The 25,656-nt window shown below is 66.6% G+C and carries 22 protein-coding genes; 15 read left to right on the top strand and 7 right to left on the bottom strand.

Annotated elements, in window-relative coordinates; genetic code table 11:
- Positions 1-62 precede the first annotated feature (62 nt).
- The 6 genes from sucC (at position 63) to lpdA (ending at position 8,820) form a co-directional block, all read left to right on the top strand.
- Positions 63-1,259, top strand: a complete 1,197-nt coding sequence (gene sucC / locus OCUBac02_RS06555; protein WP_173044325.1) for an ADP-forming succinate--CoA ligase subunit beta — start codon at positions 63-65, stop codon at positions 1,257-1,259.
- Positions 1,260-1,268: 9 nt separating this feature from the next.
- Positions 1,269-2,153 carry a succinate--CoA ligase subunit alpha gene (gene sucD / locus OCUBac02_RS06560; protein ID WP_173044327.1) on the top strand — a complete coding sequence of 295 codons (885 nt, stop codon included), beginning with the start codon at positions 1,269-1,271 and terminating at the stop codon, positions 2,151-2,153.
- Between the two features lie 178 nt (positions 2,154-2,331).
- Positions 2,332-5,289, top strand: a complete 2,958-nt coding sequence (locus OCUBac02_RS06565; protein WP_173044329.1) for a 2-oxoglutarate dehydrogenase E1 component — start codon at positions 2,332-2,334, stop codon at positions 5,287-5,289.
- Between the two features lie 106 nt (positions 5,290-5,395).
- On the top strand, positions 5,396-6,619 hold the full coding sequence (odhB, locus tag OCUBac02_RS06570; protein ID WP_173044331.1) for a 2-oxoglutarate dehydrogenase complex dihydrolipoyllysine-residue succinyltransferase: 1,224 nt from the start codon (positions 5,396-5,398) through the stop codon (positions 6,617-6,619).
- A gap of 16 nt (positions 6,620-6,635) precedes the next feature.
- Positions 6,636-7,379 carry an SDR family oxidoreductase gene (locus OCUBac02_RS06575; RefSeq protein WP_173044333.1) on the top strand — a complete coding sequence of 248 codons (744 nt, stop codon included), beginning with the start codon at positions 6,636-6,638 and terminating at the stop codon, positions 7,377-7,379.
- Positions 7,380-7,416: 37 nt separating this feature from the next.
- Positions 7,417-8,820 carry a dihydrolipoyl dehydrogenase gene (gene lpdA, locus OCUBac02_RS06580; RefSeq protein WP_173044335.1) on the top strand — a complete coding sequence of 468 codons (1,404 nt, stop codon included), beginning with the start codon at positions 7,417-7,419 and terminating at the stop codon, positions 8,818-8,820.
- 174 nt (positions 8,821-8,994) lie between these two features.
- On the opposite strand, the gene folD is transcribed toward lpdA, so the two are convergent.
- Positions 8,995-9,855: a bifunctional methylenetetrahydrofolate dehydrogenase/methenyltetrahydrofolate cyclohydrolase FolD gene (folD, locus tag OCUBac02_RS06585; protein ID WP_173044337.1), complete on the bottom strand. Its 861-nt coding sequence runs from the start codon at positions 9,853-9,855 to the stop codon at positions 8,995-8,997.
- A gap of 190 nt (positions 9,856-10,045) precedes the next feature.
- Between folD and OCUBac02_RS06590 the strand changes: the two genes are divergently transcribed.
- From OCUBac02_RS06590 to OCUBac02_RS06610, 5 genes are all read left to right on the top strand, one after another.
- The gene (locus tag OCUBac02_RS06590) at positions 10,046-11,371 is read left to right on the top strand and encodes a cytosine deaminase (protein WP_173044339.1); all 1,326 of its coding nucleotides are present in this window, start codon (positions 10,046-10,048) and stop codon (positions 11,369-11,371) included.
- Between the two features lie 135 nt (positions 11,372-11,506).
- Entirely contained in the window at positions 11,507-12,931 is a 1,425-nt protein-coding gene (locus OCUBac02_RS06595; protein ID WP_173044341.1) for an FAD-binding oxidoreductase, read from the top strand.
- Between the two features lie 170 nt (positions 12,932-13,101).
- Entirely contained in the window at positions 13,102-13,683 is a 582-nt protein-coding gene (locus OCUBac02_RS06600) for an NAD(P)H-dependent oxidoreductase (protein WP_173044343.1), read from the top strand.
- Between the two features lie 103 nt (positions 13,684-13,786).
- Positions 13,787-14,269 carry a MarR family winged helix-turn-helix transcriptional regulator gene (locus tag OCUBac02_RS06605; protein WP_173044345.1) on the top strand — a complete coding sequence of 161 codons (483 nt, stop codon included), beginning with the start codon at positions 13,787-13,789 and terminating at the stop codon, positions 14,267-14,269.
- A 94-nt stretch (positions 14,270-14,363) separates the two neighbouring features.
- Positions 14,364-15,287, top strand: coding sequence for a DMT family transporter (locus OCUBac02_RS06610; protein WP_244639118.1), 924 nt, complete (start codon positions 14,364-14,366; stop codon positions 15,285-15,287).
- Between the two features lie 166 nt (positions 15,288-15,453).
- On the opposite strand, the gene OCUBac02_RS06615 is transcribed toward OCUBac02_RS06610, so the two are convergent.
- The 3 genes from OCUBac02_RS06615 to OCUBac02_RS06625 form a co-directional block, all read right to left on the bottom strand.
- Positions 15,454-17,457, bottom strand: coding sequence for a potassium transporter Kup (locus tag OCUBac02_RS06615; protein ID WP_047578795.1), 2,004 nt, complete (start codon positions 17,455-17,457; stop codon positions 15,454-15,456).
- Positions 17,458-17,535: 78 nt separating this feature from the next.
- The gene (gene ispG, locus OCUBac02_RS06620; RefSeq protein WP_173044347.1) at positions 17,536-18,810 is read right to left on the bottom strand and encodes a flavodoxin-dependent (E)-4-hydroxy-3-methylbut-2-enyl-diphosphate synthase; all 1,275 of its coding nucleotides are present in this window, start codon (positions 18,808-18,810) and stop codon (positions 17,536-17,538) included.
- A gap of 12 nt (positions 18,811-18,822) precedes the next feature.
- Complete coding sequence (locus tag OCUBac02_RS06625) at positions 18,823-19,365, bottom strand: Fur family transcriptional regulator (protein WP_244639119.1); 543 nt, start codon at positions 19,363-19,365, stop codon at positions 18,823-18,825.
- A 112-nt stretch (positions 19,366-19,477) separates the two neighbouring features.
- Here OCUBac02_RS06625 and OCUBac02_RS06630 point away from each other — a divergent pair, with 112 nt between their 5' ends.
- The 3 genes from OCUBac02_RS06630 to OCUBac02_RS06640 all read left to right on the top strand — a co-directional run bounded on the left by OCUBac02_RS06630 (position 19,478) and on the right by OCUBac02_RS06640 (position 21,973).
- Positions 19,478-20,263, top strand: coding sequence for a 3-hydroxybutyrate dehydrogenase (locus tag OCUBac02_RS06630; protein ID WP_173044349.1), 786 nt, complete (start codon positions 19,478-19,480; stop codon positions 20,261-20,263).
- Complete coding sequence (locus OCUBac02_RS06635; RefSeq protein ID WP_173044352.1) at positions 20,260-21,333, top strand: patatin-like phospholipase family protein; 1,074 nt, start codon at positions 20,260-20,262, stop codon at positions 21,331-21,333. The genes OCUBac02_RS06630 and OCUBac02_RS06635 overlap by 4 nt, the downstream gene beginning before the upstream one ends.
- A 223-nt stretch (positions 21,334-21,556) precedes the next feature.
- Positions 21,557-21,973 carry a DUF3830 family protein gene (locus OCUBac02_RS06640; RefSeq protein WP_047578809.1) on the top strand — a complete coding sequence of 139 codons (417 nt, stop codon included), beginning with the start codon at positions 21,557-21,559 and terminating at the stop codon, positions 21,971-21,973.
- A 55-nt stretch (positions 21,974-22,028) separates the two neighbouring features.
- Here OCUBac02_RS06640 and ybaL read toward each other — a convergent pair whose 3' ends face one another.
- The 3 genes from ybaL to OCUBac02_RS06655 all read right to left on the bottom strand — a co-directional run bounded on the left by ybaL (position 22,029) and on the right by OCUBac02_RS06655 (position 24,723).
- Positions 22,029-23,903, bottom strand: coding sequence for a YbaL family putative K(+) efflux transporter (gene ybaL, locus OCUBac02_RS06645; protein ID WP_173044354.1), 1,875 nt, complete (start codon positions 23,901-23,903; stop codon positions 22,029-22,031).
- A 151-nt stretch (positions 23,904-24,054) separates the two neighbouring features.
- On the bottom strand, positions 24,055-24,375 hold the full coding sequence (locus tag OCUBac02_RS06650; RefSeq protein WP_047578811.1) for a polyhydroxyalkanoic acid system family protein: 321 nt from the start codon (positions 24,373-24,375) through the stop codon (positions 24,055-24,057).
- Positions 24,376-24,513: 138 nt separating this feature from the next.
- On the bottom strand, positions 24,514-24,723 hold the full coding sequence (locus OCUBac02_RS06655; RefSeq protein WP_047578813.1) for a hypothetical protein: 210 nt from the start codon (positions 24,721-24,723) through the stop codon (positions 24,514-24,516).
- 184 nt (positions 24,724-24,907) lie between these two features.
- On the opposite strand from OCUBac02_RS06655, the gene OCUBac02_RS06660 reads away from it, so the two are divergent.
- The gene (locus OCUBac02_RS06660) at positions 24,908-25,573 is read left to right on the top strand and encodes a hypothetical protein (RefSeq protein ID WP_173044356.1); all 666 of its coding nucleotides are present in this window, start codon (positions 24,908-24,910) and stop codon (positions 25,571-25,573) included.
- Positions 25,574-25,656 lie beyond the last annotated feature (83 nt).

Genomic DNA, 25,656 nt, shown 5'->3' on the forward strand with positions numbered 1-25,656 from the left:
CGGCGCGGAGACGCGCGGCCGCCCTTTCGTCAATTTTTGTCGCTGTCAGGGAAACCGAGCACATGAACATCCACGAATACCAGGGCAAAGCCATCCTCAAGGAATTCGGCGCGCCCGTTTCGGCCGGTTTCCCGGCACTGACGGTGGCGGAGGCGGTCGAGGCCGCCAAGAAGCTGCCGGGGCCGCTTTACGTCGTGAAGTCGCAGATCCACGCCGGTGGGCGCGGCAAGGGCAAGTTCAAGGAACTGCCGGCCGACGCCAAGGGCGGCGTCCGTCTCGCCAAGTCGGTGGCCGAGGTCGAGGCCCACGCCAAGGAGATGCTCGGCAATACGCTGGTCACGATCCAGACCGGCGAGACCGGCAAGCAGGTCAACCGCCTCTATATCGAGGACGGCTCGGACATCGAGAAGGAGTTCTACCTCTCGGCGCTGGTCGACCGCGAGACCTCACGCATCGCCTTCGTCGTCTCGACCGAGGGCGGCATGGACATCGAGGCCGTCGCCCATGACACGCCCGAGAAGATCGAGACCTTTTCGGTCGATCCGGCCACCGGCATCATGCCGCATCACGGCCGCGCCATGGCGCGCATCCTCGGCTTGCAGGGCGACCTCGCCAAGCAGGCCGGCACCGTGCTGACCCAGATCTACAACGCGTTCGTGGCCAAGGACATGGACATGCTGGAGATCAACCCGCTGATCGTGACCACCCAGGGTCAGCTCAAGTGCCTGGACGCCAAGGTCTCGTTCGACTCGAACGCGCTCTATCGTCACCCCGAGGTCGTCGCGCTGCGCGACACCACGGAAGAGGACGAGAAGGAGATCGAGGCCTCCAAGTACGACCTCGCCTATATCGCGCTCGACGGCACGATCGGCTGCATGGTCAACGGCGCCGGCCTCGCCATGGCGACGCTCGACATCATCCAGCTCTACGGTGAAAGCCCGGCGAACTTCCTCGATGTCGGCGGCGGCGCCAGCGAAGAGAAGGTGACGGCGGCGTTCAAGATCATCACCGCCGACCCGAAGGTGAAGGGCATCCTCGTCAACATCTTCGGCGGCATCATGAAGTGCGACGTCATCGCGCGCGGCGTCATCGCCGCGGTGAAGGCCGTCGGCCTGCAGGTTCCGCTGGTGGTGCGCCTCGAAGGCACCAATGTCGAGGAAGGCAAGCAGATCATCCGCGAGTCCGGCCTCAACGTCATTCCCGCCGACGACCTCGACGACGCCGCGCAGAAGATCGTCGCCGCGATCAAGAAGGCCTGAGGAGCAGACATGTCCATCCTGATCGACAAGAACACCAAGGTCATCTGCCAGGGCTTCACCGGCAAGAACGGGACTTTCCATTCCGAGCAGGCGATCGCCTATGGCACGCAGATGGTCGGCGGCACCTCGCCGGGCAAGGGCGGCTCGCTCCATCTTGGCCTGCCCGTCTTCGACAGCGTGCACGAGGCCAAGGCCAAGACCGGCGCCGACGCTTCGGTCGTCTATGTGCCGCCTCCGGGCGCCGCGGACGCGATCTGCGAGGCGATCGATGCCGAGATCCCGCTCGTGATCTGCATCACCGAGGGCATTCCGGTGCTCGACATGGTCCGCGTCAAGCGCTCGCTGGTCGGTTCGAAGACCCGCCTGATCGGGCCTAACTGCCCCGGCGTCGTCACGGCCGGCGAATCGAAGATCGGCATCATGCCGGCCAACATCTTCAAGCCCGGCAATGTCGGCATCGTCTCGCGCTCGGGCACGCTGACCTATGAGGCGGTGTTCCAGACCACGAACGAGGGCCTCGGCCAGACTACGGCCGTCGGCATCGGCGGCGACCCGGTCAAGGGCACCGAGTTCATCGACATGCTGGAGATGTTCCTGGCGGACCCGAAGACCGAGTCGATCGTCATGATCGGCGAGATCGGCGGCTCGGCCGAAGAGGACGCGGCGCAGTTCATCAAGGACGAAGCCAAGCGCGGCCGCAAGAAGCCGATGGTCGGCTTCATCGCCGGCCGCACGGCGCCTCCGGGCCGCCGCATGGGCCATGCCGGCGCGATCATCTCGGGCGGCAAGGGCGGCGCCGAGGACAAGATCGCGGCGATGGAAGCGGCCGGGATCCGGGTCTCGCCCTCGCCGGCGCGCCTTGGAAAGACCTTGGTGGAAGTGTTGAAGGGCTGAGGCCCGGACGCCTCTTCAGGGCGCGTCATGGTCGGGCTTGACCCGACCATCTCGCCCCGGAAGAGGCGGCAAAATGGCGAGAGATGCTCGGGTCAAGCCCGAGCATGACGACAGGTTGAAAGGATGTCCGGGCAAGGGTCCGGACATGGCTTAAGCGGCGAAGGAAGGCAGGAGCATCATGGCTCGCCAGGACATCAACGAGGCTCTCGCGCAGACCGGCTTCCTCTATGGCGGCAACGCCGCCTATATCGAGGATCTCTATGCCCGCTACGAGGCCGACCCGAAGTCGGTCGACGAGCAGTGGCAGAGCTTCTTCGGCGCGCTGAAGGACGACAAGGAAGCCGTCCTGCAGAACGCCAAGGGCGCGTCCTGGAAGAAGCCGAACTGGCCGGTCGCCGCCAGCGGCGAACTGGTCTCGGCACTGGACGGCAACTGGGCCGTCGTCGAGAAGGTGATCTCCGACAAGCTCGGCGCCAAGGCCAAGGCCGCCGGCACCGCTCTCTCCGCCGCCGACGTGCAGCAGGCGACCCGCGATTCCGTGCGCGCGATCATGCTGATCCGCGCCTACCGGATGCGCGGCCATCTCCATGCCAAGCTCGATCCGCTCGGCATCGAGAGCCGCAACGACCATGAAGAGCTCTCGCCGGCCGCCTTCGGCTTCACCGACGCCGATCTCGACCGCAAGATCTTCATCGACAACGTGCTCGGCATGGAATTCGCCACCATCCGCGAGATGGTGGCGGTGCTGCAGCGGACCTATTGCGGCACGGTCGGCATCGAGTTCATGCATATCTCCGACCCCGAGCAGAAGGCCTGGCTGCAGGAGCGCATCGAGGGGCCGGACAAGGAGATCGCCTTCACCAAGGAAGGCAAGAAGGCGATCCTGAACAAGCTGATCGAGGCCGAAGGCTTCGAGAAGTTCCTCGATCTCAAGTTCACCGGCACCAAGCGCTTCGGCCTGGATGGCGGCGAGGCGCTGGTCCCGGCGCTGGAGCAGATCATCAAGCGCGGCGGCGCGCTCGGCGTGCGCGACATCGTCTTCGGCATGGCCCATCGCGGCCGCCTCAACGTGCTGACCCAGGTTCTGGGCAAGCCGCACCGCGCGCTGTTCCACGAGTTCAAGGGTGGCTCCTTCGCGCCCGACGACGTCGAGGGCTCGGGCGACGTGAAGTACCATCTCGGTGCGTCGTCGGACCGCGAGTTCGACGGCAACACCGTCCATATCTCGCTGACCGCGAACCCGTCGCATCTCGAGATCGTCGACCCCGTCGTGCTCGGCAAGGTGCGCGCCAAGCAGGACCAGTTCGGCGACATCGTCGAGCGCTCCAAGGTGCTGCCGCTGCTGATCCATGGCGACGCGGCCTTCGCCGGCCAGGGCGTCGTGGCGGAATGCCTCGGCCTGTCGGGCCTGAAGGGCCACCGCACCGGCGGCTCGCTGCATTTCATCATCAACAATCAGATCGGCTTCACCACCTATCCGCGCTATTCGCGCTCCTCGCCCTATCCGTCCGACGTGGCGAAGATGGTCGAGGCCCCGGTGTTCCATGTGAACGGCGACGATCCGGAGGCGGTGGTCTTCGCCGCCAAGGTCGCGATCGAGTTCCGGCAGAAGTTCCACAAGCCGGTCGTCATCGACATGTTCTGCTATCGCCGCTTCGGCCATAACGAGGGCGACGAGCCGGGCTTCACCCAGCCGTTGATGTACCGCAAGATCCGTGGCCACAAGTCGACGCTGGAGCTCTACGGCGAGAAGCTTGCCGCCGAGGGCGTGATCGACGCCGGCGAGCTCGACGCGATGCGCGCCGCCTGGAAGGCCAAGCTGGAGGTCGAGTTCGACGCCGGCCAGGCCTTCAAGCCGAACAAGGCCGACTGGCTCGACGGCCGCTGGGCCGGCATGAAGGCGATCCGTGCCGACGAGGACGATCCGCGTCGCGGCGCCACCGGCGTACCGGCGGAGACGCTGAAGGAGATCACCGAGAAGATCACGGCGGTTCCGGCCGGCTTCAACGTCCACAAGACGATCCAGCGCTTCCTCGACAACCGCAAGAAGGCGGTCGAGAGCGGCGAGGGCATCGATTGGGCGACCGCCGAGGCGCTGGCCTTCGGCTCGCTGCTGCTCGACGGCAACCCGGTTCGCCTCTCCGGCCAGGATTGCGAGCGCGGCACCTTCTCGCAGCGCCATTCGGTGCTGATCGACCAGGAGACCGAAGCCCGCCACACCTCGCTGAACCATATCCGCGAGGACCAGGCCCGCTACGAGGTCATCAACTCGATGCTCTCGGAAGAAGCCGTGCTCGGCTTCGAATACGGCTACACCCTGTCGGAGCCGAACGCCCTGACGATGTGGGAGGCGCAGTTCGGCGACTTCGCCAACGGCGCGCAGGTCGTGTTCGACCAGTTCATCTCGTCGGGCGAGCGCAAGTGGCTGCGCATGTCCGGCCTCGTCTGCCTGCTGCCGCACGGCTATGAGGGCCAGGGACCGGAGCATTCCTCCGCCCGCCTGGAGCGCTTCCTGCAGATGTGCGCCGAGGACAACATGCAGGTGGCGAACTGCTCGACGCCGGCGAGCTACTTCCACATCCTGCGCCGCCAGCTCAAGCGCGACTTCCGCAAGCCGCTGATCCTGATGACGCCGAAGTCGCTGCTGCGTCACAAGCGCTGCGTCTCCGACCTCGCCGACCTCGCCGAGGGCTCGACCTTCCACCGCGTGCTGGCCGACGATGCCGAGCGGGGCAAGTCGACCACCAAGCTGGTCAAGGACTCCAAGATCCGCCGCGTCGTGCTATGCTCGGGCAAGGTCTATTTCGACCTGCTGGAGGAGCGCGAGAAGCGCGGCATCGACGATGTCTACCTGATGCGCGTCGAGCAGCTCTATCCGTTCCCGCTGAAGACGCTGGCGCAGGAACTGGCGCGCTTCAAGGGCGCCGACGTGGTCTGGTGCCAGGAGGAGCCGAAGAACATGGGCTCCTGGACCTTCGTCGAGCCCTATCTGGAGTGGGTGCTGGGTCATGCCGGCTCGAAGTCGAAGCGTCCGCGCTATGTCGGCCGCCCGGCCTCGGCCGCGACCGCGACCGGCCTGATGTCCAAGCATCTCGCCCAGCTCAACGCCTTCCTCGACGAGGCCTTCGCGGCCTGACATCCTTCCCGGTGGCGCCGTTGCGCGCTGCCGGACTTCATTGCTGCATCGGCGCCCCAGCCGGTGCCGAACCTGCCGCCAGAGAACGAGACAACAGAGGCCTGACATGGCGACCGAAATCCGCGTACCCACCCTCGGCGAATCCGTTTCCGAGGCCACCATCGGCAAGTGGTTCAAGAAGCCGGGCGAGGCGGTGAAGGCCGACGAGCCCCTGGTCGAGCTCGAGACCGACAAGGTGACGCTGGAAGTGAACGCGCCGGCGGCCGGCGTGCTCGGCGAGATCGTCGCCAAGGAAGGTGACACGGTCGGCGTCAGCGCGCTGCTCGGCACGATCGCCGAAGGCGGCGCCGCTGCCGCCGCGCCTGCTCCGAAGGCCGAGGCCAAGCCTGCCGCCGCTCCGGCTCCCGCCGCCGATGCTCCCAAGGCTGCCGCGACCAAGGCCGCCGATTCCGGCCCGGCCGTCTCGCGCCTCGCCGCCGAGAGCGGTGTCGATCCGTCCAAGGTGGCAGCGTCCGGCAAGGATGGCCGCGTGACCAAGGGCGACATGCTCGCCGCGATCGCGACCGGCGGTGCCGCTGCCCCGGCCGCCGCGCCGGTTGCCGTACGCGCGCCGTCGGCGCCGGATGACGGCGCGCGCGAAGAGCGCGTCAAGATGACCAAGCTGCGCCAGACCATCGCGCGCCGCCTGAAGGAGGCCCAGTCCAACGCGGCGATGCTGACGACCTTCAACGAGGTTGACATGTCCGGCGTGATGGCGCTGCGCAACCAGTACAAGGACGTGTTCGAGAAGAAGCACGGCGTGAAGCTCGGCTTCATGGGCTTCTTCGTGAAGGCCTGCGTGCAGGCGCTGAAGGAGATCCCGGCGGTCAATGCCGAGATCGACGGCACCGACATCATCTACAAGAACTACTACCATATCGGCGTCGCCGTCGGCACCGAGAAGGGTCTGGTGGTTCCGGTCGTGCGCGATGCCGACGAGCTGTCGATCGCCGGCGTCGAGAAGAAGATCGGCGAGTTCGGCCGCAAGGCCCGCGACGGCAAGCTCTCGATCGAGGAGATGCAGGGCGGCACCTTCACCATCTCGAACGGCGGCGTCTACGGCTCGCTGATGTCGACCCCGATCCTGAACGCGCCGCAATCGGCGATCCTGGGCATGCACAAGATCCAGGAGCGCCCGGTCGTCGTGAACGGCAAGATCGAGATCCGCCCGATGATGTATCTCGCGGTCAGCTACGACCACCGCATCATCGACGGCAAGGAGGCCGTGACCTTCCTCGTCCGCATCAAGGAAGGCCTGGAGGATCCGGCGCGCCTCGTGCTCGATCTCTGATCGCGCGGGACGGGATATGTCGGGCGTTGCGATCGTCACCGGCGGCAGCCGGGGAATCGGCCGGGCGACCGCGATCCTGCTCGCGGAGCGCGGCTACGATCTCGTCGTCAATTACCAGTTCAACGCCGAAGCCGCGGCCGAGACGGTCGCGGCCGTGCACGGCCAAGGCCGGCAGGCCGTGGCGGTCAAGGGCGATGTCGGCGACGAGGCCGATGTCGCCGCGATCTTCGCGGCGGCCGACAAGATCGGGCGCCTGACGGCGCTGGTCAACAATGCCGGCGTCATCGATGCCCCGCAGCGCCTCGACGAGATGGACCTTGCGCGGCTGGACCGGATGTTCCGGATCAACCTGACCGGCAGCTTCCTCTGCGCCCGCGAGGCGGTGAAGCGGATGTCGACGCGCCATGGTGGGCAGGGCGGCGGCATCGTCAACCTGTCCTCCGCCGCGGCGGTTCTGGCCGGCGCCGGGCAGTATCTCGACTATGCGGCAGCCAAGGCCGGCATCGACATCTTCACGCTCGGCCTCGCCCGCGAGGTCGCGGCCGAGGGCATCCGGGTCAATGCGGTGAGGCCCGGCATCATCGATACGGAGATCCATGCCAGCGGCGGCATGCCCGATCGCGTCGCGCTACTGCGCGACCAGCTTCCGATGAAGCGCGAGGGCACGGCGCGCGAGGTGGCGCAGGCGATCGCCTGGCTGCTCTCGGACGAAGCCTCCTACACCAACGGAACCGTCTTGAACGTGACCGGCGGGCGCTGAGGCGCCGCCGCATTCGAACACAGGAAAGGAAGTCACCATGGCTGCGGCCTACGATCTCGTCGTCATCGGAACCGGCCCGGGCGGTTATGTCTGCGCCATCCGCGCCGCCCAGCTCGGCCTCAAGGTCGCGGTGGTCGAGAAGCGCAAGACCCATGGCGGCACCTGCCTCAATGTCGGCTGCATCCCCTCCAAGGCGCTGCTGCACGCGTCCGAGATGTTCGAGGAGGCCGGCCACACCTTCGAAAAGCTCGGCATCGTCGTCGGCAAGCCGAAGCTCGACCTCAAGGCGATGATGGCCCACAAGCAGGAGACGATCGACGCCAACGTCACCGGCGTCGGCTTCCTGCTGAAGAAGAACAAGATCGACGCCTTCCACGGCACCGCCTCGATTCCCGCCGCCGGCAAGGTCGTCGTCACCGCCGAGGACGGCAAGGCGCAGGAGATCGAGACCAGGAACATCGTCATCGCGACGGGGTCGGAATCGGCGCCGCTGCCGGGCGTGACCATCGAAGAGAAGACGGTGGTGACCTCGACCGGCGCGCTCGAGATCGGCACCGTGCCGAAGGAGCTCGTCGTGGTCGGTGCCGGCGTGATCGGCCTCGAGATCGGCTCGGTCTGGGGCCGTCTCGGCGCCAAGGTCACCGTCGTCGAGTATCTCGACCGCATCCTGCCCGGCATGGACGGCGAGGTCGCCAAGCAGTTCCAGCGCATCCTGGAGAAGCAGGGCTTCACCTTCCAGCTCGGCTCCAAGGTCACCAAGGTCGAGACCGGAAAGAAGGGCGCGACCGTCACCGTCGAGCCGGCGGCCGGCGGCGAGGCCAAGACGCTCAACGCCGATATCGTGCTGGTCGCGATCGGCCGCCGTCCGAACACGGATGGCCTCGGCCTCGACAAGGCCGGCGTCGCGACCGAGCGCGGCCGCGTCGTCATCGACGATCATTTCAAGACCAATGTCGCCGGCATCTACGCCATCGGCGACGTGGTGCGCGGGCCGATGCTGGCGCACAAGGCCGAGGACGAGGGCGTCGCGGTGGCCGAAATCATCGCCGGCAAGCACGGCCATGTGAACTACGACGCCATTCCCGGCATCGTCTACACAGCGCCGGAAGTCGCAGCGATCGGCAAGACCGAGGAGGAGCTGAAGGCGGCCGGCGTTGCCTACAAGGTCGGCAAGTTCCCGTTCACGGCGAACGGCCGCGCCCGTGCCATGCGCCATACCGAGGGCTTCGTGAAGGTGCTGGCCGATGCGGCGACCGACCGCGTGCTTGGCTGCCACATCATCGGCCCGCATGCCGGCGACCTGATCGCCGAGGTGACGGTGCTGATGGAGTTCGGTGGCTCCTCGGAAGACCTTGCCCGCACCTGCCACGCGCATCCGACGCTGGCCGAGGCGGTGAAGGAAGCCGCAATGGCCGTCGAGAAGCGCCAGATCCATATGTGATCGGCCTTGGAAGAGTGCGCATTTGCGCGCTCTTCGCATGCGAGCCCTCATCCTGAGGAGCGAGCCGAAAGGCTTGCGTCTCGAAGGATGCTCCAGAGCGTGCTGGACCATCCTTCGAGACGCCGCTTTCGCGGCTCCTCAGGATGAGGGCTCGTTCTTTTTGGAAGCCTTGGGCTATCCCCGGCGGGCGTGGAAGGCCGTCAGCGTGTTCTTGAGCAGGCAGGCGATGGTCATCGGGCCGACGCCGCCGGGAACCGGGGTGATCGTACCTGCGACCTTCACGGCCTCGGCAAAATCGACGTCGCCGGTCAGCTTGCCGTCGGGCAGGCGGTTGATGCCGACATCGATCACGGTCGCGCCGGGCTTGATCCAGTCGCCCTTGACCATGCGCGGGCGGCCCACCGCAGCAATGACGATATCGGCGCGCTTCACCACCGCGGCCAGGTCGCGCGTGCGCGAATGGGCGATGGTGACCGTGCAGTCGGCCTGGAGCAGGAGCTGCGCGACCGGGCGGCCGACCAGCTCGGAGCGACCGATCACCACGGCGTCGAGGCCGGACAGCGAGGGCAGCGCCTGTTTCAGCAGCAGCATGCAGCCGAGCGGGGTGCAGGGCACGAGTCCGTTCTTGCCGCCGGCGAGCAGGCCGGCATTGATCGGGTGCAGACCGTCGACATCCTTGGCCGGGTCGATCGCGTCGATGATGCGGCCGGTATCGATGTGCTTCGGCAGCGGAAGCTGGACGAGGATGCCGTCGACGCTGTCGTCGGCGTTGAGCTCGGCCAGTTTGGCGAGAAGCTGCGCTTCCGTCGTCTCGGCCGGCAGCCGGTGGGCGACCGAGTTCATGCCGACCTCGACCGCGAGCTTCTCCTTCGAAGCGACATAGACCTTGCTGGCCGGGTCCTCGCCGACGAGGACGACATGCAGGCCGGGCACGATGCCCCTGTTAGCCTCGATCGCGGCGACCTCGCGGCCGATCTCGGCCCTGAGCGCAGCGGCCGTGGCCTTGCCGTCGATGATGCGGGCTTCGCCGGTCATGAATCCGACCTCGTGTTGGCTGATGACGCCGCCCTCATGCGCGATCCGGCCCGCATGAACAAGCCTGAATGCGTGGCTATCCCGGCTGCGGCGTCATCGGCGGGGGAGGAGGGGCCGGCGCGGCTTGCGGCTGTTCCATCGGGCCGGTATCTCCGAACCGGAGCTTGAGAGGCAGGAGAGGCGAGACAACGTGACGACCGGTTTCGCCCGCCTGCCCGATGCGCCCGCTTTCCGCCTGACCGATCTGCGTGTTCCCGCCTGCCTGATCGACGGCGCCGATATTACTGCCGATCGCAATGGGCTGGCGTATGTCGATCTTGCGATTGTGGATGGCCGCGTGGCCGCGATCGAGCCTGCCGGGGCGTCAGCCGCAGGGGCGGGGGCTGTCGTGAGCCTCGACGGTGGTATCGCGCTGCCGCGGCTCGTCGATGCACATGTCCATCTCGACAAGGGCCATATCTGGCCGCGCAGTCCCAATCCGGATGGCACCTTTCCGGGAGCATTGAACACCGTCGGGGCCGATCGGGAGGCGAACTGGTCGGCGCAGGACGTGCGGGCGCGGATGGATTTCTCGCTGCGGACCGCCTTCGCGCACGGCACGGCGGCGATGCGGACGCATCTCGATTCGCTGGGCAAGCAGATCGGGATTTCCTGGCCGGTTTATGCGGAATTACGGGCAGAGTGGGCCGGACGGATCGCGCTTCAGGCCACACCGCTCTTCGGCGCCGATGCCGCGCTGGACCCCGCGCATATGCGAGCGGTGATCGCCGCCGTGAAGGCGCATGGCGACAGGCTGCTCGGCTGCGTCACCTATATGATCCCGGAACTCGACCGGGCACTCGATACCCTGTTCCGGGCGGCGATCGAGAACGGCTTCGATCTCGATTTCCATGTCGACGAGACCAACGATCCGGCGGCGCGCTCGCTGGAGCAGATCGCGGACGCGGCTTTGCGCCATCGCTTCGCGGGCAGGATCCTCTGCGGGCATTGCTGCTCGCTTGCGTTGCAGGCGCCGGAGGATGAGGCGCGGATCATCGCCAAGGTCCGTGAGGCCGGTATCGCCGTGGTCTCGCTGCCGCTCTGCAACATGTATCTGCAGGACCGTCAGCTCGGCCGCACGCCGCGCTGGCGTGGCGTCACGGCTCTGCACGAACTGAAGGCGGCGGGCGTGCCGGTGATGATCGCCTCCGACAACACCCGTGATCCCTTCTACGCCTATGGCGATCTCGATCTCGTCGAGGTGCTGCGAGAGGGCACGCGCATCCTCCAGCTCGATCATTCCGGGCCGGACTGGGCCAATGCCGTGGCGCGCACGCCCGCGCAGGCGATGGGTATCGAAGCCGGCGTCATCGCGATCGGAGCGCCGGCCGATCTCGTCCTGACGCGGGCGCGCGACTGGACCGAACTCTTTTCCCGGCCGCAGGCCGATCGCACCGTGCTGGTTGCCGGCCAAGCGATCGACCGGACCTTGCCGGACTACCGCGAGCTCGACCATCTGATGGCGAGCGCCGGATGACGCCCTTTTCCACCATGGCCTTTCCCGTCATGGTCGGCCTTGCGCCGGCCATCCACGTCTCCTTCCTTCGCGGGCGGTGTTCAACTCGTGGATGCTCGCTACAAGGGCGAGCATGACGCCACAGGAACGCTTCGCATGAGTGCACGCTACGACATCGCCACGCTGAAGACGCGCCTCGGCGGCGTCCGCACCGAGGAGAACCCGGCGCTGGTGAAGCAGAAGAGCCGCGACTTCTTCTGGTATTCGCCGATCCTGAAGCGCCAGCTCGACCATGTCGTCGGCGATATCGTGGTTTCGCCGACGAGCGAAGCGGAGGTGGTGCAGGTGCTCGCCGCCTGCCACGAACTCGGCATTCCCGTGACGCCGCGCGGCACAGGCACCGGGAATTACGGGCAGGCCATGCCGCTCTCCGGAGGTGTGCTGCTCGATCTCTCGGGCTTCAACAAGGTCAAGGAGATCGCCGCCGGCCGTTATGTCGCCGAGCCCGGCGCGATCATGGCCCGGGTCGACGACGAGACCCGCGCCCATTCGCGGCAGGAGCTGCGCCTGCATCCCTCGACCTATCAGACGGCCTCGATCGGCGGCTTCATCGCCGGCGGCTCGGGCGGCGTCGGTTCGATCAAGTGGGGCGGCCTGCGTGACTGGGGCAACATCATCCGGCTCAAGGTCGCGACGATGGAGAAAAGCCCGCGCATCCTCGAATTCTTCGGCGAGGACCTGCACAAGGTCGCCCATGCCTATGGCACCAACGGCATCATCACCGAGGTCGAGATGCCGCTCGGCCCGGCCTATAACTGGGTCGACGTCATCATCGGTTTCGAGGACCTGCGGGCCGCGACCGAATTCGCCAATGCCGTCGGCGAGCAGGACGGGCTCGCCCTGAAGAATCTCTGCGTCGTCGCCGCGCCGGCACCGCATGACTACTTCCTGCGCCACCGCAAATTCCTGCCGCGCGACAGCCATCTCGTCATCGTCATGGCTGCCGATTTTGCCGTCGATGCGCTCTGCGCCTATGCGCGGCGCTTCAAGGGCGCGGAGCTGCTGCTGCGCACCGACAGGCTCGCGCCGGAGGACGCGAAGGGCCTGCCGCCGGCCTATGAGCTCGGCTGGAACCACACGACGCTCCGGGCTTTGCGTGTCGATCCGGCGATCACCTACCTGCAGGTGCTCTACCCCTTCCCGAACCAGGTCGATCTCGTCGACAGGATTCATGCCCGCTTCGGCGACGAGGTGACCTGCCATCTCGAATTCGTGCGTTTCGACGGCAAGATCACCTGCTTCGGCCTGCCGCTGGTGCGCTTCACCACGGAGGAGCGCCTGGAGGAGATCATGGCGATCCACGAGGAGATGGGCGCGCCGATCTTCAATCCGCATCGCTACACGCTGGAGGAGGGCGGCATGAAGCAGACCGACGAGACGCAGCTCGCCTTCAAGCGCGAAGCCGATCCGCAGGGCCTGCTCAACCCCGGCAAGATGATCGCCTGGGAGGACCCGAGCTACGATTATCGCTCGGGCAAGACCTTCCTGTTCCGCAGCCTCGCCGAAGCCGGCGTCGGCTAAGAGTCCGATAGACAAGTCCAGCCCTCATCCTGAGGAGCGCCGCCAGGCGCGTCTCGAAGGATGCTCCAGATGGTTCCAGAGCCTCCTGAATTATCCTTCGAGACGCCATTCCCTCGGGAATGGCTCCTCAGGACGAGAGCTCAAGGAATGCTCAAGTACAGGCACCCGCCATGCGAGTCCTCGTTCTCTATGCCCATCCGGTGCCGGAAAGTTTCGGCGCGGCCATCCATGAGACGGTCGTCGCCAGCCTGAAGGCGGCGGGGCACGAGGTCGACGATTGCGATCTCTATGCCGAGGGCTTCGACCCTGTGCTGAGCCGGGAGGAGCGGCGCGGCTATCACGACACGGACCGCAACACGCTGCCGGTCGCCGGCTATGTCGAGCGGGTGAAGCGGTCCGAGGCGCTGGTGCTGTGCTTCCCGGTCTGGAATTTCGGCTATCCCGCGATCCTCAAGGGCTTCCTCGATCGCGTCTTCCTGCCCGGCGTGTCCTTCAGGATGGTCGAGGGCAAGGCGCAGCCGGCTCTGCACAATATTCGCCGGCTGGTCGCCGTCACCAGCTATGGCGGCTCGCGCTGGCGCGCCTTCCTGATGGGCGACCCGCCGCGCAAAATGGTCTGCCGGGCGCTGCGGGCCGTCTGCCACCCGCTGGCGCGCACGACCTATCTCGCCCATTACGAGATGAACCTTTCGACTCCGGCCAGCCGGGCCGCTTTCCTGAAAAAAGTCGCGACCAAACTCACGCTCTCGTAGCTCCGACATCCGATTGTCATCTGCCTGTCATGTTCGCGCGCGAGTACGCAGCCGGCGAAGCGTCTGCTTACCCGTCCAAGGATCGGCCCGAAGGATCGACCCCATGACCAAGGCAATCGAGAAGAGTGTCGGCCGTGCCCTGCTCGTCACCGCGCGGCTGCATCGCTCGCGGATGGGCGAGAGGCTGAACGGGCTCGGCCTGTTCCCGGGGCAGGAGCAGGCGCTGAAAGCGCTACAACCGGCCGCGATGACGATGGGCGAGCTTGCGGCGCTGCTGCGCGTCAAGCCGCCGACCGTGTCGAAGACGATCGGGCGGCTTTCGCTGCAGGGGCTCGTTACGCGCGAGGGCGGCAACCGCGACGGCCGTCTCGTGCAGGTGGCACTGACCGAAGCCGGCCAGAACACCGCGGCCGAGCTCGACGCGGTCTGGAACGAGGTCGAGGAAGAGTTGCTCGACAAGCTCGACGGCAAGGAGCGCAAGCAATTGCGCAAGCTGCTGCGCAAGGCGGCCAAGGGCCTCTCCAAGGCCGGCGCCGAGCATGACGATCAGGATGCCGATCTCGACGAAGCCGATAGCGACGCCTGATTTCCGCATGGAGCGCATGTTCCAGAGGAGTGGCCACGCCGGTTAAATCGGTTCAATCTGCTCTCGTCATTCCTCCAGAGCATGGCGAGACTCCGTGTCCTCCCCTTCAGTGGCGCCTTCCGAGACGGGCCGCGCGCGCATGGCCGCGATCGGCCTGATGTGTGCGGCCGTCCTGCTGTTCTCGCTGCTCGATACCAGCGCCAAATGGCTGGGGCAGTCGATGAACCCGCTGCAGGTGGTGTTCGCGCGCTATGCCGGCAGCATGATCCTGGTTCTGGCGGTCATCAATCCGTGGTCGCGGCCGGGTGTACTGCGCAGCAATCGCCCCTGGCTGCAATGGGGGCGCTCCCTGTTGCTGCTCGGCTCGACGGCGCTCAACTTCGTGGCGCTGCGCTATCTCCAGCTCGCCGAGACGATCTCGATCATGTTCGCGACGCCGCTCGTCGTGGCGCTGGCGTCGGGGCCGCTGCTCGGGGAATGGCCGGGGCCGCGACGTCTCGCGGCGATCGGCGTCGGATTCATCGGCGTGCTGGTGGTGACGCGGCCCGGTGTCGGCGGCATGCATCCGGCGGCATTGCTGATCGTGCTCGGCTGCCTGTGCTACGCTTTCTATTCGCTCTCGACCCGCATGCTCTCCGGCCATGATTCATCGGAAACCACGATGATCTACTCGGGCGCGGCCGGGACGCTGGCGACGATCCCGCTTCTGCCCTGGGTCTGGGAGACGCCGCAGACGCTGCTGCCCTGGCTCCTGATGATCGCGGTCGGCGCGCTTGGCGGCTTCGGCCACTGGCTCCTGATCCTGGCGCATCGATTGGCGCCGGCGACGGTGCTGGCGCCCTTCATCTATTCGCAGATCATCTGGATGCTGCTGCTCGGCTGGCTCGTCTTCGACCAGTTGCCGGACCGCTGGACCTTCGTCGGCGCCGGCATCGTGATCTCGTCCGGGCTCTACCTGCTCTATCGCGAGCGGGTGCGGCATGTGCCGAAGGAAGCGGCTTCGGCACGGCTGGACTGAGGCACCGCGAGGCCGTCATGCTCGGGTCGAGCCCGAGCATCTCCAGACGGAAAAGCGCGGGGACCCCTCTCCTTACAAAGAGAGGGGCTACCCGCGGGTCCGGTGCGCTCTCCTCACGAGATGCTCGGGTCGAGCCCGAGCATGACGCGCTTTTGGGGGACAGTGTTCAGACCGTGACCTGGGTGCCGACCTCGACGACGCGGCCGGTCGGTATCTGGAAGAAGTTCGTCGCGTCGGTCGCGCTCTTGGTCAGGCCGATGAAGAGATTGTCCTGCCAGACCGGCATGCCCGATTGCGGGGATGCCTTGATGGAGCGGCGCGACAGGAAGAACGAGGTCGACATGATGTCGAACTTGAAGCCCTGCTTGCGCAGCAGCGCCAGGCCCTTCGGCACGTTCGGGCTTTCCATGTAGCCGTAGACCATGTCGACCCGCCAGAAATCATCGGTGATGCGCGAGAGGCGCACGCGCTCCTCCTCGGCGACGCGCGGCGTGTCGGCCGAGCGCACGGTCAGGATGACGTTACGCTCGTGCAGCACCTTGTTGTGCTTGAGGTTGTGCAGCAGCGAGGCCGGCGCGGTCTCCGGGTCGCTGGTCAGGAAGACGGCCATGCCCTTGACCCGGTAGGGCGGGCTCTTCGACAGCATGCTGACCAGCTCGAGCAGCGGCACGTCGGTCTTGCGGGTCTTGTCGAACAGGATCTTGGTGCCGCGGACCCAGGTCCACATCAGCAGCATCAGTACCAGAGCCATCGCGACCGGCACGTAGCCGCCGCTGAACAGCTTCAGCATGTTGGCGCCGAAGAAGGCGATGTCGATGATGAAGAACGGCGTCAGGATCGCGATGGTGGCGGTCAGGCTCCAGCGCCAGCCTTTCCAGATGACGATGAAGGCGAGCAGCGAATCGACCACCATCGCGCCGAAGACCGAGATGCCATAGGCGTGGGACAGGTCGGAGGAGGTGCGGAAGCTCCAGACCAGCACCAGGACGACCACGAGCAGCATCATGTTGATGCGGGGAATGAAGATCTGGCCCGAAGTATGCTCGGAGGTGTGACGGATCGTCATGCGCGGCAGCAGGCCGAGCTGGATCGCCTGGCGGGTCAGCGAGAAGGCGCCGGTGATGACCGCCTGGCTCGCGATGATCGTGGCGACAGTCGCCATGATCACGAGCGGCAGGACGAAGCCCTTCGGCGCCAGCCGGTAGAACGGGTTGTCGACGGCGCTGGGGTCCGAGAGGATGAGCGCGGCCTGGCCGAGATAGTTGAGCCAGAGCGACGGAAACACCAGGAAAAGCCACGCGCTGCGGATGGGGCCGCGTCCGAAATGGCCCATATCCGCATAGAGTGCCTCGGCGCCGGTGACGGCGAGGCAGACCGAGCCGAGCACCGCGAGCGAGACGCCGGGATGGTCGATGAAGAAGCGGATGCCCCAATAGGGATTGATCGACGTGAAGACGCTGAGATCATCGGCGATGTGGTAGAGGCCGAGCCCGGCGAGGGTCAGGAACCAGACCATCATGACCGGCCCGAAGAAATTCGCGACCTTGGCCGTGCCGCGGCTCTGGACCAGGAACAGGGCGATCAGGATCGCGGAGGCGATCGAGACGACATAGTCGTCGAGGACCGGCGTCACCAGCTTCAGGCCCTCGACCGCCGAGAGCACGGAGATCGCCGGCGTGATGACCGCATCGCCGTAGAACAGCGCGGCGCCGGCCATGCCGAGGATGAGGACGATGCCGCCGCGCGCGCCGCCCAATGCCCGCTGGGCGAGGGCCACCAGCGTCAGCGTGCCGCCTTCGCCGTTATTGTCGGCCCGCAGCAGCAGCGCGACATATTTGAGCGTCACGACGAAGACGAGCGACCAGAGGATCAGCGAAAGCACGCCGATGACGAGGCTGCGGGGCACATGCGTGATGTCGACCGCGACGGCGGCGCCATGGCCGCCGGAAGCGGCACCGCTCGCGGCCAGGATCGTCTCGCGCAGCGCGTAGAGCGGGCTGGTGCCGATATCGCCATAGACGACGCCGAGCGCCCCCAGCGCCAGCGCGGCGAAGCTCGCCGTGCCGTGGCCGCCATTGCCATGGCTGCCATTGCTGGCGTCGACGGCATCGAGGCCGAAGCGGGAATCCTCCGGCCGGACGGTCGCAGGATTCGGGTTCTCATGCCCCATCAGGGATCTCCGCGCATGCTGCGGTGCAGCGAAAGGCCGGGGCCTCTAGCATGTTGCGGGCGGCGCGCAAAGGCGGGATCAGCCGGCAGAGCCGAGACCGGTGCCGAAGCGCCGCTCGACATAGGTCGCGACCATGGTCTTGAATTCGGCGGCGATGCCGGCGCCGCGCAATGTCGCGACCTTCTTGCCGTCGACGAAGACGGGGGCGGTCGGCGCCTCGCCGGTGCCGGGCAGCGAAATGCCGATATCGGCATGCTTGGACTCGCCGGGGCCGTTGACGATGCAGCCCATGACGGCGACGTTGAGGCTCTCGACGCCGGGATAGCGCGTCTTCCATTCCGGCATAGAGGTGGAAATCCAGCCCTGGATGTCCTGCGCCAGTTCCTGGAACACGGTCGAGGTGGTGCGGCCGCAGCCGGGGCAGGCGGCGACCAGCGGCACGAAGGCGCGGAAGCCCATGGTCTGGAGCAGTTCCTGCGCCGTCTTGACCTCGAGCGTGCGGTCGCCGCCGGGCTCGGGCGTCAGCGAATAGCGGATGGTGTCGCCGATGCCTTCCTGCAGGAGGATGCCGAGCGCGGCCGAAGAAGCGACGATGCCCTTGGAGCCCATGCCGGCCTCTGTCAGGCCGAGATGGATGGCGTAGTTCGCCCGGCTTGCCAGCATGCGGTAGACCGTGATCAGGTCCTGCACACCGGAGACCTTGGCGGAAAGGATGATGTATTCGCGGGCGAGGCCGAGCTCCTCGGCGCGCTCGGCCGAGAGCAGGGCGGACTGGACCATGGCCTCGCGCATGATGGCGCGGGCATCGAGCGGGCGCACGGCGCGCGCGTTCTCGTCCATCAGCGCCGTCAGCAATTCCTGGTCGAGCGAGCCCCAGTTGGCGCCGATGCGCACCGGCTTGCCGTGCTTGATCGCGAGCTCGATGATCTGGCCGAACTGCTTGTCCTTCTTGTCCTTGAAGCCGACATTGCCGGGGTTGATCCGGTATTTCGCCAGCGCCTCGGCGCAGGCCGGATGGTCGGTCAGGAGTTTGTGGCCGATATAGTGGAAGTCTCCGACCAGCGGCACGTCGACGCCGATGCGGTCGAGCCTTTCCCTGATCTTCGGGACGGCCGCCGCCGCCTCGTCGCGATCGACGGTGATGCGGACGAGCTCCGAGCCCTGGCGGGCGAGCGCCGCGACCTGGGCGACCGTCGCCGCGATATCGGCGGTGTCGGTATTGGTCATCGACTGCACGACGATGGGCGCGCCGCCGCCGACGGTGACATGGCCGACCTTGACGGGGACGGTGAGCTGGCGGCCCAGCGGGCCGGCGCGTTCCGGCGTCAGATAGGAAAAGGCGCGCTCATTCATGCGGGCTCTCTATCATGATCCGGCATTCCGGCAATGCTCGCAGCGCCCGACGATCTCGACCATCTGGTGCGAGGGGGAGAATTGCCGGTTTTCGGCGATCGCCGCCACCGCTTTCTTCATCGCGGGCGAGGAATCCTCGTCGACGCCGCCGCAGGATTCGCAGATCAGGAAGGCGACCACCTCGTTCGCGCCATGGCCGTGCAGGCAGGCGATATAGGCGTTCTTCGAGGAGAGCCTGTGGACGAAGCCCTGCTCGACCAGGAAATCGAGCGCGCGATAGATCGAGATCGGCGCGAGCCGGCGCCCGCCGGCCGGCGAGATGCGATCGGCCAGGTCATAGGCGCCGATCGGGCGATGGTCGGCATGGAGCGCTTCCAGCGCCTGCCTCCGGATCGGCGTCAGGCGCAGGCCCCGCTCGCGGCAGAGCCGCTCGGCCCGGGCGAGAGCATCGGCCGCATGGCGGCGGTGATCCTCGGCGTGGCGGCAATCGTGCCCGTCATGTGTGTGGTGCACATGGTCGTCATGCATATGCGCGTCTGGCTGCATTTTCGTCATGTTGCGTTGCGAAAGGTCCTCAGGCAACGTGCGGCGATATCCAGCCGTTCCATTGCCCTGTCCGGCCCGAACCTAAGCATTTTCTCCCCGATTGTCAGGAGCCTTGACGCTCATGTTCCTCAAAGACCGTACCGCCGCGATCACCGGCTCGACCTCCGGCATCGGCCTCGCCTATGCCCGCGCGCTCGCCGCCGAGGGGGCCAATCTCGTCATCAACGGCATCATGCCGCCGGCCGATGCGGAAAAGCTGCGCACCGATCTCGAGCAGGAATTCGGGATCAAGGCGGTGTTCTCGGGCGCGGACATGACCAAGCCGGCCGAGATCGCCGGCTTTATCGCCGAGGGCGAGAAGGTCTTCGGCGCGATCGACATCCTCATCAACAATGCCGGCATCCAGTTCGTTTCGCCGATCGACGAGTTCCCGATCGAGAAATGGGACCAGATCATCGCGATCAACCTGTCCTCGGCCTTCCACACCATCCGCGCCGCGCTGCCAAAGATGAAGGAGAAGGGCTGGGGCCGCATCATCAACACGGCCTCGGCGCATGCCTTCGTCGCCTCGCCGTTCAAATCAGCCTATGTCGCGGCCAAGCACGGCATCGCCGGCCTGACCAAGACCGTGGCGCTCGAAGTCGCGACCAAGGGCATCACCGTCAACGCGATCGCGCCCGGCTATGTCTGGACGCCGCTTGTCGAGAAGCAGATCCCCGACACGATGAAGGCGCGCAACATGACCAAGGAGCAGGTCATGAACGACGTGCTGCTCGCGGCGCAGCCGACCAAGGAATTCGTCACGGTGGAGCAGGTCGCGGCGCTGGCCGTGTTCCTGTGCACGGATTCGGCCAAGTCGATCACCGGGACGACGCTGCCGATGGATGGCGGCTGGACCGCCGCGTGAGCGGGCGCCCCTCCCGCAGGGCCGAACCGGTCAAGGGACTGGTCGGGCCGAAGGCGGAGAAGACGGTTTCGCTGGCGCTGCAGGGCGGAGGCGCGCATGGCGCCTTCACTTGGGGCGTGCTCGACGCGGTGCTCGAAGACGGGCGCCTCGGCATCGAGGCGCTGACCGGCACCAGCGCGGGGGCGATGAACGCCGTCGTGCTGGCCGAGGGCTGGATCGATGGCGGCATCGACGGCGCGCGGGCCAAGCTCGAGGCTTTCTGGCGGGCGATCAGCGTCGACGGGAAATATGGCGGCTCGGAACGTTCGCTCATCGACACCATGCTGGGCGCCTGGGGCAACAACAACGGCACGCCGCCGGGCATGCTGTTCTTCGAGATGTTCTCGAAAGTGGCGAGCCCTTATGACGTCAATCCGCTGAACATCAACCCGCTGCGCGGGGTCGTCGCCGATCTCATCGACTTCGAGAAGGTCAGGGCCTGCGACGCGGTCAAGCTGTTCATCGCCGCGACCAATGTCCGCACCGGCAAGATCGCCGTCTTCGAGGGCAGGGACCTGACGCCCGACCACCTGATGGCCTCGGCCTGCCTGCCGATGGTGTTCCAGGCGGTGGAGATCGATGGCGAGGCCTATTGGGACGGCGGCTATATGGGCAATCCAGCCCTGTTCCCCCTGTTCTACCAAGCGCATTGCGACGATATCCTGCTCGTCCAGATCAACCCGATCCAGCGGCGCGAATTGCCGACCAAGGCGCGCGAAATCCAGGACCGGCTGAACGAGATCACCTTCAACGCTTCGATGTTGCGCGAACTCAGGGCGATCGATTTCGTCAACCGGCTGGTCGATGCCGGAAAGCTGCCGCGTGAGGAGTACAAGCGCGTGCTGATGCATCGGATCGACGGCGGCCCGCCGCTGGCGGAGCTGACCTCGTCCTCGCGGATGAACGCGGAATGGGCTTTCCTGCTGAAGCTGCGCGACATGGGCCGCACAGCCGGCAAGCGCTGGCTGAAGCGCAACTACCAGGCGATCGGCGAGACCGGTACGCTAGACCTGCGGGACGCGATCGGCTGAGCGGTGTGTTGATCCTGCGTTGAACCAAGCGGGTCATCCGGGTCTCCCTTTGGTTGCCCGGGATGACCCGTGTTCCTTGGAAAACGCGTGACGAAAGCCGATCGAGCCGCGGCGGCATCCTTCACGTTCCGGCGTCGCAGTTGTTCCGGGAGCGCTCTTGCGTGGCCCACGGGCAGAATGTCATTCAGCGGGTTCGAAACGCTTCCAAGATGACGGGGATTTCATGAGCAAGCTGATCGTCACCGCCGGGCCGTTCAAGTTCGACGCCAAGTTCGAGCTGGAAGCCGCGCCGAAGACCTGCGCCGCCTTCAAGAAGCAGATGCCGTTCATCAGCAAGATGGTGCATGTGCGCTGGAGCGGCGAGGGCGTCTGGATGCCGCTCGGCGATCTCGATTTCGGCGTCGGCTACGAGAACAACACCGCCTATCCGGCCCCCGGCCACATCATCCTGTATCCGGGCGGCGTCAGCGAGACCGAGATCCTGCTCGCCTATGGCGGCGTGCAGTTCGCCAGCAAGGCCGGCGTGCTCTCGGGCAACCATTTCATCACCCTGACCTCGGGGCTGGAGAACCTCTACACGCTCGGCCGCAAGACGCTGTACGAAGGCGTGCAGGACGTGCGCTTCGACCTCGTCGACTGAGCGCGGCCGGCGATCGGATATGAGAAGGGCGGGGCGACCGACGCCTCGCCCTTTCCTATGCCGCGGCCGGGGGATCGGCCGGCGGGTCTTCCGCTGGCTTGGCCGCAGGCGGTTTGGGAGCAGGCGGTTTGGAAGCGGGCAATCCGGCTATCGTATCGGGCTCTGCTGCTTCGGGCGCCGTTCCCGACGCTGGTTTCGCGGTATCCCCGAGATTCTGACAGAGCGAGAGCATGGCGCGGGCGATCTCAGCCTCGCCCATGATCGTCAGCGTCGCCCCGCATTTGGTGAGATGCGCGACCTCGGCATCGGAATGGGCACGGGCGACGATCGGCAGGGCCGGGTTCTCGGCGCGCGCCTGCTCGCAGACCTGGCCCGCCTCGAAGCTGCCGGGAATGGCGACGAAGAGACGCATGGCCCGGCCGATGCCCGCGGCGGAGAGGACCTCGGGATCGGCGGCATTGCCGACGAGCAGCTCGGCGCCGTCGCGCCTGGCCGTTTCGACCGCATCGGGATTGTCCTCGATGACCAGGAGCCTGGCACCCTGCGAGAGCAGGCCGGCGCCGAGCAGGCTGCCGACGCGGCCATAGCCGACGACGACGATGTGATCGGTGAGGTTGGTCGGGGTGATGTCGCGCTCCGGCGGCGCTTCCGGCTGGGGCTCGGATACGGCGACTTCAGGCTCGCCGGCTTCGGGAGCGGCTGCGGGCTTCGGCTTCGCGGCCGGTGCTTCCGGTGCCAGGCGCTCGACCAAGGCGAAGACGACCGGATTGAGCAGGATCGACAGGATCGCGCCGGCGAGAATCAGGTCGCGGCCTTGTGCCGGCAGGATGCCGAGCGCGGTGCCGAGCCCGGCGAGGATGAAGGAGAATTCGCCGATCTGGGCGAGCGAGGCCGAGATGGTGAGTGCGACTGCCTGCGAGCGGCCGAAAGCCCGCACGATCATCCAGGCCGCGACGGATTTGCCGATCAGGATGATGGCGAGCGTCGCGAGGAGGGGACCGGGCGCGCGCAGGATGATGCCAGGGTCGAACAGCATGCCGACCGAGACGAAGAACAGCACCGCGAAAGCGTCGCGCAGTGGCAGCGTCTCCTCGGCCGCCCGCTGCGAGAGTGGCGATTCCGACAGGATCATGCCGGCGAAGAAGGCGCCGAGCGCGAAGGAGACGCCGAACAGCGTTGCCGCCGCATAGGCGACGCCCAGCGCGACGGCGAGCACCGCCAGCCGAAACAGCTCGCGTGAGCCGGTATGGGCGACCCAGTGCAGCACCCAGGGGATGACGCGCCGGCCGATGACGAGCATGAAGGCGAGGAAGCCGATCAGCTTTGCGAAGGTCAGGCCGAGCACGCCCCAGACGCCGAGATCGAAGCGGGTGGCGAGCGGGCCGCTGCCGCCCGATGGCGTGCCGTTGACGATCTCGGCCAACACGGGCAGCAGCACCAGCGCCAGCACCATCGCGATATCCTCGACGATGAGCCAGCCGACCGCGATGCGTCCTCGCTCGGTCTGGACGAGACGGCGCTCCTGCAGGGCGCGCAGCAGCACGACGGTCGAGGCGGTCGAGAGGGCGAGGCCGAAGACGGCGCCGGAGAACAGGTTCCAGCCGAGCAGCGTGCCGAGCCCGAGGCCGAGCAGCGTCGCGATGCCGATCTGGACGACGGCGCCGGGCACGGCGATCGCCTTCACCGAGAGCAGGTCCTTGAGGGAGAAATGCAGGCCGACGCCGAACATCAGCAGGATGACGCCGATCTCGGCCAGTTCGTTGGCGAGATTCTGGTCGGCGACGAAGCCCGGGGTGAAGGGGCCGACCGCGACACCGGCGAGAAGATAGCCGACGAGAGGAGAGATCCGAAGCTTTTGGGCCAGCGCCCCGAAGACGAAAGCAAGGCCGAGGCCCGCGACGATGATGGCGATCAGCGGGCCGTGATGCATGGGTCTCCCGAATCCGAAAGGTCAAGAAATCAAGATTGTTTGAACTTTCCGAGCATGGGGTTTCGAGCCGGCGATTTCAACCGAAGGGCGTACGACTTTGCAGGCTTTCGCTGCCGAAAATTCCGCCCGCCGGGATTGGCGGGCGATGCGGTCAGGCCTTCGGCTTCTCCAGCAAAATTTGGCCCTGCTTCTCGACGCCGATCTTGAGCTTCTCGGCGAAGACTGCGAGCATCCAGGGCAAGGTCACCTCGACGCGGATCAGCCGCTCCTCGACCTCGACGCGGCCATGGACGGTGTGTCCGAGCGCGCCGACGCCGAAATGCAGGGCGTCGCCCTCCCAGCGCTCTTCGACCAGTTGCATCCGGACCATGCCGAGCCGGTCGCGGATGGTGTCGACGCCGCCGCGCAGCCGGGCGATCGCGGCGTCCCGGCCGAGATCATGCGAGATGGTAATGGAAACGGGCTTGCCCATGTCAGCTCATCGGAAAGGGAGGAAGGCCCGTATATGGCCTCGGGTCCGGCGCTTTGCCAGCGCCACATGGAAAAGCCCGCCGAACGGGCGGGCCTGATGATCCATCGCTTTCGCCGGAACAGCCGGCTTTCGCCCGCCTCAGTCGCGGTCGTTCAGGCGCTTCTGACCGGTCTGCGTGACCCGCCAGACGGTACCGTCCGACTCGACGAGACCGCGATCCTGCAGGGAATGCAGCATCGTCTCGTCGAAGATGAAGTGGCGGGTCTCCTCCTCGATGCTCTCCAGTGCGATCCATTCGGGATCGGAGAGAACGAACGGGTGAGCGATCTGGAGGTGCTGAACATGCATGCGCGTCTCCTTCTCGTTGAATGCCCCTGTTCCGCGATCAGTCGCATCCAATCATGACGCGGTCATGGCCGAACAGGTGAAGAATCGTGACCCAGCGATTTTGTCTGTTTTGTCGCTGGCTGGAACCCGGCCGCGCCCGCTTCGTTCCTTCGCCATGACCCCTTTCAGAAACGGAGAGACCGCCATGGCGATCAGCAGCAGTAGCTTCCCGCCCGACGTTCCGAAGACCGCCGATGAGGCCCGCGAGACCGTGGGCGCCAGCGTGAGCAACCTGCGCGGCAAGGCGGCCGAATTCGCGGACAAGGCCAGCGAGACCGTCAAGGACCATTACGAGCGGGCCAAGGAAGCCTGGGACGAAGCCGAGCCGCTGGAGGCCGTTCGAGGCGGCGGGCAGGCTGTCGTGCAGAGCGTGGAGCGTCATCCGCTCGCGGCGCTGGGCCTGGGCGTTGCTGGAATCGGGCTCGTCGCCTGGGCGTTGCTTCGCAACCAGACCACTTCAGGCTGGGAGCGCTATCAGCCTGATTACGGACGCTGGAGCGGCTGGCTGCGGGACTACGGATCCGAGGTCGCGGATGCCGGCGACCGGGCGGTGAAGTCTGGAAGCGGCTGGCTGCGCTCGCACCGCGACGCCGCCGACGATTATGCCGGCCGTGCCGGCGACTATGCAGCGCTGGCCCGCGACTATGCCGACAGGGGCGGGCGCATGCTGGCGAAGCGCGCCGAGCGTGAGCCCATGGCGGTGGTGGTCGGGCTAGGCCTGGCGGCCTATGTCATCGGCTCGCTGCTGAGCTCGGCCTCTGCCGGTATGCCAGCGTCCGCGCCGGCCCGCAAGCGCGCCGCGCGGCGCTGACGGCTCCAGCCGCCTCCCTTTCGGCGCATGAAAAAGCCCTGCGGCGCCGAGCGCCGCAGGGCTTGGTGTTTCATAGGCCCTTC

The organism is Bosea sp. ANAM02, from assembly GCF_011764485.1.
Classification (GTDB): domain Bacteria; phylum Pseudomonadota; class Alphaproteobacteria; order Rhizobiales; family Beijerinckiaceae; genus Allobosea.